The 13,953-nt window shown below is 64.3% G+C and carries 13 protein-coding genes; 11 read left to right on the top strand and 2 right to left on the bottom strand.

The window, feature by feature from the left end; all coding sequences use genetic code 11:
• Nucleotides 1–23 precede the first annotated feature (23 nt).
• The 5 genes from E5673_RS10500 to E5673_RS10480 all read left to right on the top strand — a co-directional run bounded on the left by E5673_RS10500 (nucleotide 24) and on the right by E5673_RS10480 (nucleotide 5,998).
• Nucleotides 24–2,405, top strand: a complete 2,382-nt coding sequence (locus E5673_RS10500; RefSeq protein WP_247599321.1) for a phosphoketolase family protein — start codon at nucleotides 24–26, stop codon at nucleotides 2,403–2,405.
• Nucleotides 2,402–3,490: a class I fructose-bisphosphate aldolase gene (locus E5673_RS10495; RefSeq protein ID WP_136189951.1), complete on the top strand. Its 1,089-nt coding sequence runs from the start codon at nucleotides 2,402–2,404 to the stop codon at nucleotides 3,488–3,490. Before E5673_RS10500 ends, E5673_RS10495 begins: the two co-directional genes overlap by 4 nt.
• Nucleotides 3,491–3,498: 8 nt before the next feature.
• Nucleotides 3,499–4,575, top strand: a complete 1,077-nt coding sequence (locus tag E5673_RS10490) for an acetate kinase (RefSeq protein ID WP_136189950.1) — start codon at nucleotides 3,499–3,501, stop codon at nucleotides 4,573–4,575.
• Between the two features lie 203 nt (nucleotides 4,576–4,778).
• Nucleotides 4,779–5,054 carry a hypothetical protein gene (locus E5673_RS10485; RefSeq protein ID WP_136189949.1) on the top strand — a complete coding sequence of 92 codons (276 nt, stop codon included), beginning with the start codon at nucleotides 4,779–4,781 and terminating at the stop codon, nucleotides 5,052–5,054.
• A complete protein-coding gene (locus E5673_RS10480; protein ID WP_136189948.1) occupies nucleotides 5,051–5,998 on the top strand; it encodes a L,D-transpeptidase in 948 nt (315 codons plus the stop codon). Before E5673_RS10485 ends, E5673_RS10480 begins: the two co-directional genes overlap by 4 nt.
• Before the next feature lie 37 nt (nucleotides 5,999–6,035).
• Here the strand turns inward: E5673_RS10480 and E5673_RS10475 are convergent, their stop codons facing one another.
• A complete protein-coding gene (locus E5673_RS10475) occupies nucleotides 6,036–6,707 on the bottom strand; it encodes an NAD(P)H-dependent oxidoreductase (RefSeq protein ID WP_136189947.1) in 672 nt (223 codons plus the stop codon).
• Nucleotides 6,708–6,805: 98 nt separating this feature from the next.
• Between E5673_RS10475 and E5673_RS10470 the strand changes: the two genes are divergently transcribed.
• The gene (locus tag E5673_RS10470) at nucleotides 6,806–7,420 is read left to right on the top strand and encodes a YoaK family protein (protein ID WP_247599320.1); all 615 of its coding nucleotides are present in this window, start codon (nucleotides 6,806–6,808) and stop codon (nucleotides 7,418–7,420) included.
• Here the strand turns inward: E5673_RS10470 and E5673_RS10465 are convergent.
• Nucleotides 7,411–8,115, bottom strand: a complete 705-nt coding sequence (locus tag E5673_RS10465) for an NAD(P)H-dependent oxidoreductase (RefSeq protein WP_247599319.1) — start codon at nucleotides 8,113–8,115, stop codon at nucleotides 7,411–7,413. The genes E5673_RS10470 and E5673_RS10465 overlap by 10 nt on opposite strands.
• 316 nt (nucleotides 8,116–8,431) lie before the next feature.
• On the opposite strand from E5673_RS10465, the gene E5673_RS10460 reads away from it, so the two are divergent.
• Genes E5673_RS10460 through adhP form a run of 5 tightly spaced genes read left to right on the top strand, consistent with a single transcriptional unit; the run spans nucleotide 8,432 to nucleotide 13,933 of the window.
• The gene (locus E5673_RS10460) at nucleotides 8,432–9,814 is read left to right on the top strand and encodes an NAD-dependent succinate-semialdehyde dehydrogenase (RefSeq protein WP_136189945.1); all 1,383 of its coding nucleotides are present in this window, start codon (nucleotides 8,432–8,434) and stop codon (nucleotides 9,812–9,814) included.
• Between the two features lie 60 nt (nucleotides 9,815–9,874).
• A complete protein-coding gene (locus E5673_RS10455; RefSeq protein ID WP_136189944.1) occupies nucleotides 9,875–11,008 on the top strand; it encodes an NAD(P) transhydrogenase subunit alpha in 1,134 nt (377 codons plus the stop codon).
• A 10-nt stretch (nucleotides 11,009–11,018) separates the two neighbouring features.
• The gene (locus tag E5673_RS10450; RefSeq protein WP_247599318.1) at nucleotides 11,019–11,360 is read left to right on the top strand and encodes an NAD(P) transhydrogenase subunit alpha; all 342 of its coding nucleotides are present in this window, start codon (nucleotides 11,019–11,021) and stop codon (nucleotides 11,358–11,360) included.
• Nucleotides 11,361–11,364: 4 nt separating this feature from the next.
• Nucleotides 11,365–12,813: an NAD(P)(+) transhydrogenase (Re/Si-specific) subunit beta gene (locus E5673_RS10445; RefSeq protein ID WP_136189942.1), complete on the top strand. Its 1,449-nt coding sequence runs from the start codon at nucleotides 11,365–11,367 to the stop codon at nucleotides 12,811–12,813.
• 40 nt (nucleotides 12,814–12,853) lie between these two features.
• Nucleotides 12,854–13,933, top strand: a complete 1,080-nt coding sequence (gene adhP, locus E5673_RS10440; protein WP_136189941.1) for an alcohol dehydrogenase AdhP — start codon at nucleotides 12,854–12,856, stop codon at nucleotides 13,931–13,933.
• Nucleotides 13,934–13,953: the final 20 nt, after the last annotated feature.

Below are 13,953 nucleotides of genomic sequence, written 5' to 3'. Positions count from 1 at the left end.
GCTGGAATTGACCGATGGACGCTATGGTAACACAACCACAGCCCAAAGCCCTGAGCGATGGCGAGCTGGGCTTGCTGGACGCCTATTGGCGCGCCTCGAACTATATCTCGGTCGGGCAGCTCTATCTCTACGACAATCCGATGCTGCGCGAGCCGCTGACGCTCGCCCATGTGAAGCCGCTGGTAGTCGGCCATTGGGGCACGAGCCCGGGCCAGAATTTCATCTACACCCATCTCAATCGGGTGATCGTCGAGCATGATCTGAACATGCTCTATGTCGCGGGGCCCGGGCATGGCGGCCCGGCGATCGTCGGCCATACCTATCTCGAGGGATCGTATAGCGAGGTCTATCCGAACATCAGCCAGGACATGGCCGGCCTGAAAAAGCTGTTCACGCAATTTTCCTTTCCGGGCGGCATCTCCAGCCATGTCGCCCCCTCGACGCCGGGGTCGATCCACGAGGGCGGCGAGCTCGGCTATTCGCTCGCGCACGCGTTCGGCGCGGTGTTCGACAATCCCGACCTGATCGTCGCGTGCGTGGTCGGCGACGGCGAAGCTGAGACCGGGCCGCTGGCGACTGCCTGGCATTCGAACAAGTTTCTCGATCCCGTGGGCGACGGCGTCGTCCTGCCGATCCTGCATCTCAACGGCTACAAGATCAGCAGCCCGACCGTTCTGGCACGTATTCCGCATTACGAGATCGAGCAGTTCTTCCGGGGATGTGGCTGGAATCCGATCTTCGTCGAAGGCTCAGATCCGATGACGATGCACCGGCAGATGGCCGCCGCTACCGACCAGGCGATCGCGCAGATCCATGCAATTCAGGCAGAGGCGCGCGGCAACGGCCTTAGCGAGCGCCCTCATTGGCCAATGATCGTGCTGCGCTCGCCCAAAGGCTGGACCGGACCGAAGACAGTCGACGGACTGCCGGTGGAAGGCACCTTTCGCTCGCATCAGGTGCCATTGATCGTCGACGCGGCGCATCCGGAAAACGTCGCCCTGCTCGAAGAATGGATGAAGAGCTACCGCGCCGAGGAACTGTTCGACGAGGACGGCCGATTGATCCCCGACCTTGCCGCGCTCGCGCCTAAGGGCGATCGGCGAATGGGTTCGAACCCCCACACCAATGGCGGAATGTTGCTGCGCGACCTGCGCATGCCGGACTTTCGCGATCATGCGTTCACGATCGAAGCGCCGGGATCGCGCGAGGCGCAGGACATGCGCGTGCTCGGATACTTCCTGCGCGACGTGGTCAGCCTCAACGATGAGGCGCGCAATTTTCGCATCTTCGGGCCCGACGAGACGCTGTCGAACATGCTCAGCGGCGTATTCGAAGTGACCGACCGCCAGTGGGACGCCGAAGTCGTTCCAGGCGATGAGTCGCTCGCCCCCGCAGGCCGCGTGCTTGACGGCATGCTCAGCGAGCACCAATGCCAGGGCTGGCTAGAGGGCTATCTGCTGACCGGACGTCACGGACTGTTCGACAGCTACGAAGCCTTCATCCGCATCGTCGATTCGATGTTCAGCCAGCATGCCAAGTGGCTCAAGGTCACATCCGAGCTACCTTGGCGACGCGACAGCGCCTCGCTCAACTATATCCTGTCGTCGCACGTCTGGCAGCAGGACCATAATGGCTTCACGCACCAGGATCCTGGGTTTCTCGACCATGTGATCAACAAAAAGGCCGATATCGTCCGCGCCTATCTGCCGCCGGATGCCAACTGCCTGTTGTCGGTGGTCGATCACTGCTTGCGAAGCCGACAATATGTGAATGTCGTGATCGCCGGCAAACATGCGCTTCCGCAGTGGCTGACCATGGACCAAGCGATCGCGCACTGCACGCAGGGGATCGGCATCTGGCAATGGGCGAGTAACGACCAGGGCGGCGAGCCCGATGTGGTCATGGCATGCTGTGGCGACACGCCGACACTCGAGGTGCTGGCCGCGGTCTCGATCCTACGCGAACATCTGCCCGAGGTGCGCGTGCGCGTGATCAACGTCGTCGACCTGATGCGGCTCCAGCCATGTGCCGAGCATCCGCATGGTCTGAGCGACGCCGACTATGACTCGCTGTTCACCCGGGACACGCCGATCGTCTTCGCGTTCCACGGCTATCCCGGGCTCGTGCAGCGGCTGACCTACCACCGCGCAAATCGAAACCTGCGCGTGCGGGGCTATCAGGAAGAGGGCACGATCACGACGCCCTTCGACATGCGCGTTCAGAACGGTATCGATCGCTTCCACTTGGTCCAGGATGCGGTGGATGCGTTGCCCGTGCTTGGCAGCAAGGGCGCCTATCTCAAGCAGCAGATGCGTGACAAATTGGTCGAACATGATCGTTATATCGATGCGCATGGCGAAGATCTCCCCGAGATTCGCAGCTGGAAGTGGGGTGTGCGCGGGTGAGATCGCATTCCCTAGTCGCGACGGCGGCGCAGTTGCTCGCCAGCGACAAGGGTCTGCTGGCGATCGACGAGAGCATCGCTACCTGCAACGCGCGCTTCGCAACGCTGGGCATACCGCAAAGCGAGGAGAGCCGGCGCGCGTATCGCGAGATGCTGCTCACGACGCCGCGGCTCTCCGGTTCGATCAGCGGCGCGATCCTGTGCGACGAGACGTTCCACCAATCCACCGCGAACGGCACCGCCTTCCTCGGCCTGCTAGCCGAGTCCGGTATCCTGGCCGGCATCAAGGTTGACCTTGGGGCGGTGCCGCTGGCGGGGCGGGCGGGCGAGACAGTGACTGAAGGCCTCGACGGATTGCGGCAGCGGCTGGCCGGCTATGCCGAGCTGGGAGCCCGCTTCGCCAAATGGCGCGCGGTCTTCCGGATCGGTCGGGAGACACCCAGCATGATGTCGATCCATGCCAACGTGCACGCTCTGGCGCGCTATGCGGCACTTTGTCAGGAGGCCGGGCTGGTTCCTATCGTTGAACCCGAAGTCGTGATGGACGGTGCGCACTCGATCGAGCGGTGTGGGTCGGTCACCGAGGCGGTGCTGCACGCGGTCTTCCGCGCGCTATACGCGCAGGATGTCACGCTCGAAGGCATGATCCTGAAGCCGAACATGGTGCTTCCCGGCGCATCGTGCCCCGATCCGGTATCGCATGAGGACGTCGCCTACGCGACGATCGACTGCTTATTACGATCGGTGCCGGCGGCGGTACCGGGGGTTACCTTTCTTTCGGGTGGACAGCCCGCCGAACCGGCCTCGGCAAGGTTGAACGCGATGAACGGCCGATCGAAGGATGCCATGCCTTGGGCGCTGTCCTTCTCCTTTGCCCGCGCGGTCCAGCAGCCAGCCCTCGATCTCTGGGGCGGCAGGGCCGAGAACGTGGACGTCGCGCAACACGCCCTTGAGCTTCGAGTGGCCATTAATCGGGCAGCGTGTCGGGGTGCCTATAGGCCTTCGATGGAGCACGACGATACCAGCTCCAGCGCGCTCCGCGCGGTGTTCGCGCCGCGTCGCGGACCGTCTGGATCGAGTGCATGAACATGGCCATGACCACGAAACGCAACTCCGCCGATCCGGGCGCAGTCGTGCTGGTGCTCAACAGCGGATCCTCCTCGCTGAAGATTGGCCTGTACGAGGTCGGCGCCTCCCAACTGTCGGAGCTCCTAACCGACGACATCGAAACGGGCTCAAAAGACGAAAATCCCTTCGAGCGGATCGATCGTCTCATTGCGAAGAATGCATTGCCAGCGCCGGTCGCGATCGGTCACCGGATCGTCCATGGCGGACCCAATCTCACCGCACATTGTCGGATCGATTCCGCCGTGCTGCTGCATCTCGAGGCGGCAGCGATCTTCGCGCCGCTCCACGATCCAGCCTCGCTGGCGTTGATTCACCAGGCAGTCGCGCACTATCCGACACTCCCACAGATCGCCTGTTTCGATACCGCGTTCCACGCGACTCTCCCGGAACTCGCCTATACCTTGCCGCTTCCGCGCGCCCTGCGGAGCGAAGGCGTGCGGCGCTATGGCTTTCACGGCCTGTCGTGCGAATCCGCGGTGGAGGCGCTGAGGCCAGATCTGCCTGACCGCGTGGTCCTCGCCCATCTCGGCAATGGCGCGAGCATCACCGCGATAAAGGGCGGACGATCGATCGATACGAGCATGGGACTGACCCCATCGGGCGGTGTGATCATGGGAACGCGTAGCGGCGATCTCGACCCGGGCGTCCTGCTCTTCCTCATGCGGGAAAAGAAGCTGGATGCGACGTCGCTCGAGCAGCTGATCGACCAGCAGTCAGGGCTTTTCGGTATCTCCGGCTGCTCGGGCGACATGCGCGTACTCGAGGAAAAGGCGAGCGAGGAGGCGGACGCGCGGCTTGCCGTCGATATGTTCTGCTACTCGGCAAGCAAACAGGTTGCCGGCATGATCGCAGCGCTGGGCGGGATCGACCTGCTCGCCTTCACCGGCGGTATCGGAGAACATGACGCGCACGTACGATCAGCGATCTGCGCGCGTCTGAAATGGGCGGGCGACTTTGCGGTCCGCGTGGTTCCCGCCAAAGAGAATGCACAGATCGCCCGCCACTGCGTCGCCATTATGGCACAGGACGGCGCGCAAGTCTGAGGTTAGACGGACGCAAAAGCATCGCGCCGAACCCGCATGTCGCGTTGGCACGGCGATAGGCGACCCCGGCCTGCACCTCCTAGGATCGGAAAGTACGCAGGTGCGCGGGTCGGGTACGTGTTTTCCGATGCCAGACGATCGGCACCGCCCACTCTACCGACATACTCGATCGCGAGCCGAGACCGGCGGCGAGCCAGGAAATCATGATGTATATCGAAAATGCGGAATTCCGGTATGTGCAGCAGCGCGTCGTGCAGTCGCTGCGCATGGCGCGCGCGGCCGCTGACCGTTGCGCACGCACTGTCCACGAGGATCTCGCAGCCCGGTACGCCACACGCCTCGAGACAATTATCGAGACACGTGAGGGGCGGACTCTTGGGTCGATTTCCTTCGACCGACAGTCCTCACCGCTGACGTCGACGCTTGTCGGGCTGGTGTCGCCCTTCGCATTGCCGCCAATGATGCAGCAACCACAGTGAGCGTCCGGCTCGTCGCGATACTTGTCGCCCTGGCCAGCACGACGGCCGCCATCGGGCAGAGCCTGCCCGTTGCAGTGGACGGACAGATCGAACGCATGAAGCCGGGCGAGTTCTTATGGGCACCCCAGATCGCACCCGAGGGTCCTGTCACCGTCATCGTCAGCTTGAAGACGCAGCGGGCCTACGCCTATCGGAACGGCGTTCCGATCGGCGTGTCGACGATTTCGAGCGGCACGCGCGGTCACGCGACGCCGACGGGCGTCTTCACCGTGCTGCAAAAAGCGGTGGATCATAAGTCGAACCTCTACTCCGACGCGCCGATGCCTTTCATGCAACGCCTGACCTGGGGTGGCATCGCGATGCACGCCGGCAATCTTCCCGGCTATCCGGCGTCGCATGGCTGCATCCGTCTTCCCCGTGCCTTCGCCAAATTGCTCTATGGAATAACGCGCTTGGGCATGACGGTGGTCATCACCGACGATGCCGCGGTGCCGGTCGCGGTGCCCACCCCTCCGCTTCTCTCAGGGAAGGCCGAAGCAGCCGCGAGCCCCTTCGTCTGGCACCCCGAGCGTGCCCCGACCGGCCCGGTCTCAATAGTCGTGAGCGGTCGCGACCGGCGATTGATCGTTCTGCGGAACGGCGTCGAGATCGGTTCCAGTGATATTGCCGTCGACGACCCGGTTACCGTGACCGAAGCCTTCACGCTGGGATCGAGGGATGCCAGCGGCGCGCATTGGCTTCGTCTGCCGTTACCCGGACAGGCTCCGGGTGCCTCGGCCGAGCTTTCGCCGGAGGACGAGGCCAAAGGACATCTTCCTCCGGGGTTCGGCGCGTTGTTGGAGACGGTCCTTACGCCGGGCACGACCTTGCTGATCACCCGCGACACGCTGAAGGATGCGGGCACCGGCGAGCCTCTCACCGTCATCGCGACCGATGGACCGTAAACGCGGCGGGTCACCGTCCCACGGCATCGGTCGTTCGTTACCCCCGATCGACGAAAAGACTTTCCACAGCGGCCGCGTGGCGCTCGGCCAAGGCCGTGCTGCACAGGACACGGGCTTTCTCTTCGACCGCAAACAACGTCTCAGCCGCGTAGAGTTGATCGAGCGGATCGACGATCGCGTCGAAATGGGTGTGGCCGCCATCGCGCATGCCGAAGATCGACAGGAGATAGGCGTCGAACGCCTGATGCAACGATTGCCACTGCCCCTGCTCTTCGAGCCAGGCCCGCGTCGTGGCCGACGTCGAAAAGGTCGCAAAACGCTTGCCGTTCAGAATCGCGTCCGGGATGTGGTTCTTGATATCGCGCGGCGTCAGCGCCTCCCCGAGCACTCGATCGACATAGCCCTTGATAATTGCTGGCGGCATGCCGAACCACAGAGGATAGATGAACACGATTACGTCGGCCCCGTACAAAAGTCCGAGCTCGCGCGACACATCTCCCGAAAGATGATTTGTCGGAAGGCCGGGGAGTCTGTCGGCGTGCAGGCGGGGATCGAAGTCGAGAGCGTAGAGGTCGCGCAACACGACCTCCTGCCCGCAATCGCGGACGACCTCGCAATAGCGCTCGGCAATCGCGCGGTTGAAGCTATGGGTAGCGGGATGGCCCAATACGACGACATGGCGAAGCGGGGCATGGGTTGCGGTGTTCATGGAAAATCTCCGATGAACCGACTTAGCCACCAACGCGAGAGCTTGCGCTTGTGGAGTTTACGTACAGGCCTTGGCCGGTGAACCGTCTAGCGCCTCGCGTGCGTGCGTTCGCGGGCGTTGCCTCCTGTGTCGCCGGCTTCGTCGATGCGGTCGGTTTTCTCGCCCTCGGCGGTTTCTTTGTATCGTTCATGAGCGGCAACACGACGCGCATGGGGGTTGGCCTCGCGGACCGCGCGCACGACGGACTGGTCGCTATCGGGTTGATCGGCACGTTCGTCCTCGGAGTGATCCTCGGGTCCACGATCAGCCGGATCGCCGGCCGCCATCGGCGCACATGGGTATTGCTCGTCGTGGCCACTCTTCTCGCAGCGGCGATCGCGCTGCACACCGTCGGCGGACGCACGCTCGCGTTCACCGCGATGGCTCTGGTGATGGGCGCCGAGAATGCCGTGTTCGAACGCGACGGCGACGTGCAGATCGGCCTAACCTATATGACCGGTACGCTCGTCAAGCTCGGCCAGCGGCTTGCCGGTGCGGTCGCTGGCGGCGAGCGCTGGGCCTGGCTTCCCTACCTCGCGCAGTGGCTGAGCCTCGCGACAGGCGCCTTGTCCGGAGCGTTGCTCTATCCCTACGTCGGAATTTCAGCGTTGTGGCTGCCCGTGATCGTGTTGTTGGCGTTGTCCGCCGCCGCGCGCCGGCTCGATCATCCCTGAGCGCGGCCGGCCCCATTCGAAAGCGCACTGATCTCGACGCAGACGCGCTTCGCTTCTTCCTCGACCTCAAGCAGATATTGCTGAGCGAAATGATCGCTCATGTCCGCGGTGATATGGTCAAAGCTGACGTGTGACTGCTTCCGCATGCCAAAGGCATGAACGAGATACAGGTCGACCACCTGACGCAGGGCCATCGGCTGGCCCTGCTCGTCAAGCCACACGTTGGTGGTGGCAGATGTCGTAAAGCTCAGCAGCGTCTTGTGGCCGAGCAATGCGGTCGGGCCGCCCTCGTGTACTGTCTGCGGCCTGACACCGGCTCCTAGCACGCGCTCGATATAGCCCTTCAGCATTGCCGGCGGGGTGCCGAACCAGATCGGATAGACCAGCACGAAAACCTCGCAGCCGGCCAGTTCCTGTAATTCCCGCGCGACATCACGAGCTGGCGCGAATGCCTGGTCGGAGGGCTGCTCGTCAATCTTGAGCACCGGATCGAAGCCCATCGCATAGAGATCGCGGATCACAGCGTCGTGCCCTGCAATTCGTACCGTCTCAGCGTAGCGCAACGCAATTGAATGATCGAAGCTATGCCGGTCGGGGTTGCACACGATTACGGCGTGACGGCCTCCCCGATGCTGGTTGTTTTCTGGCAGGGGCTGCATTGCCGATGCCGGGGCGAATTGCGCGATGGATGTCATGTCGTCTCCTGACCCTCTGCGTCGCATCGCCCGCGCCGAAGATCGGCGTGTTCGCGCGAGCGGCAGATCGCCGTTGCAAGCTGCAGGATAGGTGAGCCGGGATGAAGTGCTCAGCCTCGGGAACTACGCATCCGATCCTCAGAGCTGCATCGATCGAGGATCAGGTGATCTGTAGGTAGTTCCCGAGGCTGCACCGCGGCCCCAGCAGAAGCCTAAATCGGCGGACGATCAACGCCATACCGGCGTGCCCCGATTTTGCAGGATGGGATCGACGTGCTGCGGCGCGCCCCCAGGTTCGTTCCAGAAGGAAGCTCGCATGACCTATCAAAGCCTCAATCCGTTCGATGGGAAGACGCTGCAGAGCTTCGCGGACATTGCCGACGCGGAGCTGGAGACGAAGCTCGCGACGGCGCAGACCTGCTACGAGGGCTGGCGTCTGAAGAGCTATGCCGAGCGCGCAACGATTCTCAACAAGGCTGCTGAGCTGCTCCACGCGCAGGTCGATACCTTCGCTCACACGATGACGCTCGAGATGGGCAAGCGTATCGGCGAGGCGCGCGGCGAAGTGGAGTTCAGCGCGCGAATCCTCGCCTATTACGCCAAGAATGCCGAGCGCTTCCTGGCCCCCGTCAAGCTCGACCCGACCGTCGGCGAAGCGCATATGGAGAGCAGCCCGATCGGCGTGATCTTCTGCGTCGAGCCGTGGAATTTCCCCTATTACCAGCTGGCGCGGATCGCTGGCCCGCATCTGATGGCTGGCAATGTGCTGGTAGTGAAGCATGCCGGAATCGTTCCGCGGTGCGCGATCGCCTTCGAGCAGTTGCTGATCGAGGCGGGTGCGCCGGCCGGCCTCTATACCAACCTCCTGATCTCACACGACCAGTCCAACCGGATCATCGACGATCCCCGCGTCAAGGGCGTCGCGCTGACAGGTAGCGTCGCTGCCGGACAGAGCATCGCGGCGCGCGCGGGCAAGAACCTGAAGATCTCGTCGATGGAATTGGGCGGCAGCGACGCGTTCATCGTGCTCGACGACGCCGATCTCGACCACACCATTCCCTGGGCGGTGTGGGGGCGGATGTACAATACCGGCCAGACCTGTTGCGCCGCCAAGCGCTTCATCGTCGTGGAGTCGGTCGCCGATGCGTTCCTCGCGCGCTTCCAGGCCGTGCTGTCGGCGCTCAAGGCGGGCGACCCGCTCGACGAGACCACCACCCTAGGGCCGCTCTCGAGTGAACCAGCGTTGGTCCAGCTGCTCGGCCAAGTCGACGCTGCCGTCGCCGCTGGTGCGAAAGTGCTGATCGGTGGCAAGCGCGTCGATCGACCGGGATCGTTCATGCAGCCGACGATCCTGACCGACATCGCGCCCGACAACCCTGCCTTCCGCGACGAGTTCTTCGGCCCCGTCGCCTCCTTTTACCGCGTGAAGGACGAGGCTGCAGCGATCGCGCTCGCCAACGATTCCGACTTCGGGCTTGGCGGGTCGGTGTGGACCCAGGACGAGGCGCGCGGCCGCCGCGTCGCCAGCGCGGTCGAGACGGGCATGATGTTCATCAACAACATCGACTGGACCGATGCCGAGCTGCCGTTCGGTGGTATCAAGAACTCAGGGTATGGCCGCGAGCTCGGCGACATGGGCATCCAGCAGTTCGTCAACAAGAAGCTGGTCCGCGTCGCGAAGATGGCCGCGCCCGCCTGAACGTGTCCGGGCGGGGCCCGTCCCCGCCCGCCCTCGGCCCTTCAGCACACGGAATTTCAGATGTACGTGAATCTCGCCGTTCTCAAGGAAACGCGCGCGCATGAACGGCGCGTCGCGCTGACCCCATCGGTCGCACCCAAGCTGATCAAGCTCGGCGCCAAGCTCCACATGGAGAGCGGCGCTGGCGCGGCGATCAAGCTCGCCGACAGCGCCTTTGCCGACGTGGCGTTCTGCGACGATCGCGCAGCGATGGTACGCGACGCCGATGTGGTGCTGTCGGTCCAGCCTCCCGCACTCGAAGTGATCGACGCGATGCAGGAAGGCGCGATCCTTGTATCCTTCATCTATGCCCAGAACGAGCCGGCACTCGTCCAGCGTTTGCTCGACCGGGAAATCACCTGCTTCGCCATGGAGCGCGTGCCGCGGATCTCGCGCGCGCAGGCGATGGACGCGCTGTCGAGCCAGTCGGCGCTCGCCGGCTATTATGCGGTCCAGCTCGGCGCCACGCATCTCGCACGCGTGCTGCCCAAGATCACGACCGCCGCCGGCACGATCGGGCCGGCCAAGGTGCTGGTGATGGGTCTCGGCGTCGCCGGGCTTGAGGCGATCGCGACCGCACACCGGCTAGGCGCGGTGGTCGAGGGGTATGACGTGCGCCCCGAAACCGAAGAACAGGCGCAGTCGCTAGGCGCGAGCTTCGTGCGGACCGGCGTCGATGCCCGCGGCAAGGGGGGATACGCGCGCGCCCTCACCACTGAGGAGCAGGCGAAGGTTGCCACGGTGCTCACTGCCCATATTCAGGCCGCGGACCTCGTCATCACCACGGCGGCGATCCCGGGTCGGGCCTCGCCCAAGCTGATCAGCAAGGCGCAGGTCGCCGGGATGAAGGCCGGCGCGGTGATCGTCGATCTCTCGGCCGAGGGCGGCGGCAATTGCGAGGACACCCGAGCGGGGCAAACGATCACGGTCGGCGGCGTGACGATCGTCGCACCGCTCAACGTCCCCTCGCTGCTCGGCGACGATGCGAGCGAGCTCTACGCCAAGAACCAGTACAATCTGCTGCTGCTCATGATGAAGGACAACATCGTCAGCATCGACTGGACCGACGAGGTCCTGCGGCAGACCGCGCTCACGCACGCCGGCAAGCTCTGCGACCCGGCTGCAGCGTCCGCCCCCACTGCCAAAGCCGCGTGAACCGGAGACGATGATGGACTTCCAGATCAGCATGACGGGCTTCGTCGCCCTCTACGTCTTCCTGCTCGCCGGGTTCGCGGGCTGGGTGATCATCGGTCATGTGCCGGCGATCTTGCACACTCCGCTGATGTCGGGCTCGAACTTCGTGCACGGCATTGTCGTGGTCGGCGGGCTCTACACCCTGCTGGGCGCGCGCACCCCGACCGAACAGGCGATCGGCTTCGTGGCGGTGCTGCTCGGCGCCGGCAATGCCGCAGGCGGCTTTGCGGTCACGCGGCGCATGCTGGCGATGTTCCAGATCGCGGAAGTGAAGCCCGCGCGCGCCAAACCCCGTCACACGAAGAAGGGCTGAGGATATGCTCACCTCCCTGCCACCGCTCGTCATCGGCTTGGCCGATCTCGCTGCCGCGTTCCTGTTCCTTTATGGCCTGAAGCGCATGTCGTCGCCTGCGACCGCCTCCTCGGGCATCTTCGTCGCCGGCATCGGCATGGTCGCCGCGATCCTCGCCAGCTTCCTATACGTGTTCGACGTGGGCGAGGCAGCGCGGCCGCATCTCTACGCCAATATCGGCCTGGCACTGGTGGCGCTCGCGATCGGCGGGGGTCTCGCCTGGTGGAGCGGCAAGCGGGTCGCGATGACCGCCATGCCGCAGATGGTCGCGCTCTATAACGGCATGGGCGGCGGCGCGGCCGGCGCGATCGCCGCGGCCGAACTGTTCGGCGACCGCACCAGCGGCGCGACCGAACTCGTCGTGACCCTGCTCGGCGCGCTGATCGGCGCGGTCTCGCTGTCGGGATCGCTGATCGCCTGGGCCAAGCTCGACGGCGTCATCACCAAGCCGTTGCGTTTTCCCGGGCAGCAGGTCGTCAACGCAATCGCCTTGATCGCCACGCTCACGGTCGGCGGCATCGTCGTCGCGGCGGCGTTCGGGGCTGCGGTGCCGTTGCTCAGCCTGCCGATCTGGATCTGCGTGTTCTTCGGTCTCGCCATGCTGTTCGGCGTGCTCATGACGCTGCCGATCGGCGGCGCCGACATGCCCGTCGTGATCTCGATCTTCAACGCTTTCACTGGGCTCGCAGTCGGGCTCGAGGGTTTCGTACTGCAGAACCCCGCGCTGATGATCGCCGGCATGGTGGTCGGCGCCGCCGGACTGCTGCTCACTTTGCTGATGGCCAAGGCGATGAACCGCTCGATCGCCAATGTGGTCTTCACCAATTTCGGCGACGCGCCTAAGCAGAAGCAAGGCGCGGTCGTCGGCAGCCTCAAGCCGGTGCAGGCGGCCGACGCCGGCATTGCTATGCGCTACGCCAAGTCGGTGATCATCGTGCCCGGCTACGGCCTTGCCGTCGCCCAGGCGCAGCAGAAGCTCTTCGAGTTCGTCAAATTGCTGCAGGGCGCGGGCGTTGTCGTGAAGTTCGCGGTTCATCCCGTTGCCGGCCGCATGCCGGGGCAGATGGATGTGCTGCTCGCCGAGGCTGGCGTGCCGTACGACATGATCTTCCAGCTCGACCAGATCAACGATGAGTTCGCGACCACCGATGTCGCGCTGGTGATCGGCGCCAACGACGTCGTCAATCCCGCCGCGCGTACCGACAAGGGCTCGCCGATCTTCGGCATGCCGATCCTCAACGTCGACAAGGCCCGCCACGTTTACGTGGTCAAGCGAGGCGAGGGCAAAGGCTATGCCGGCATCGTCAACGCCCTCTTCTACGGCGACAATTGCGACATGGTTTACGGCGATGCGAAGGTCGCGCTCGTCGCGATGATCGAGGCCGTGCGCGGCCTGACCGCTGCCGCAGCCTGAACCCTCCCCTTTTACCCAAAACCCACGAAGGAAAACCGTCATGGCCAAGACAATGCAGGCTGCCGTCGTCACGGCATTCGGAAAGCCGCTGGTCCTCCAGGAACTGGCGATCCCTACCCCCGGTCCCGGCCAGATCCTCGTCAAGACTGAAGCGTGCGGTGTGTGTCACACCGACCTTCACGCAGCCAAGGGCGACTGGCCGCTCAAGCCCAATCCGCCGTTCATCCCCGGCCATGAAGCGATCGGCATCGTCGTCGCACTCGGCGCGGGCGTTACCACGGTCAAGGAAGGGGACCGGGTCGGCGTGCCGTGGCTTTATTCCGCGTGCGGGCACTGCGAATATTGCCTGTCCGCCTGGGAGACGGTGTGTGGCGAGGCCAAATTTGGCGGCTACACGCAGAACGGTGGCTTTGCCGACTATCTGCTCGCCGACCCCGACTATGTCGCGCACATTCCGCAGGGTTTGAGCGCATTCGAGGCGGCGCCTTTGATTTGCGCCGGGATCACCACCTACAAGGGCATCAAGGAAACCCAGGCCAAGGCGGGGGAATGGGTCGCCATTTCGGGCTGTGGTGGGCTCGGCCATATGGCAATCCAATATGCCAAGACGATGGGTCTGAACGTGGTCGGGATCGACATCGATGACGGCAAGCTCGCGCACGCCACCCGCCTCGGCGCGGATCTCGTGATCAACGCCAGGACACAGAATCCCGCGGAGGTACTGAAGAAGGAAACCGGCGGCGGCGCGCACGGTGTGCTGATCACCGCGCCCTCGCTTGCGGCGTTCAAGCAGGGTGTCGAGATGACCCGCAAGCGCGGCACCTGCGTGCTCGTCGGCCTGCCGCCCGGCGAGTTTCCCGTGCCGCTGTTCGACGTCGTTGCCAATTGCATCACGGTGCGCGGATCGTTTGTCGGCACGCGCAAGGACATGGCGGAGTGCCTCCGATTCGCTGCCGACGGCAAGGTCAAGGCCGATATCGAGCTGCAGCCGCTCTCGGCGATCAACACCGTGTTCGATCGCCTCGAGCGCGGCGACGTGCCGTCGCGCGTTGTGCTCGATTTCTCTGACGCGAGCGCAGTCGCGCCGGAGGCGACCGCGCGCGAGCTGGCGACGGTGTGACCTAGCCCCTCGGTCGGCCG

It is taken from the genome of Sphingomonas sp. PAMC26645 (assembly GCF_004795835.1).
Taxonomy (GTDB): domain Bacteria; phylum Pseudomonadota; class Alphaproteobacteria; order Sphingomonadales; family Sphingomonadaceae; genus Sphingomonas.
Note: the sequence above shows the minus strand (reverse complement) of the source record. Positions and strands in the feature narration are given on the sequence as shown.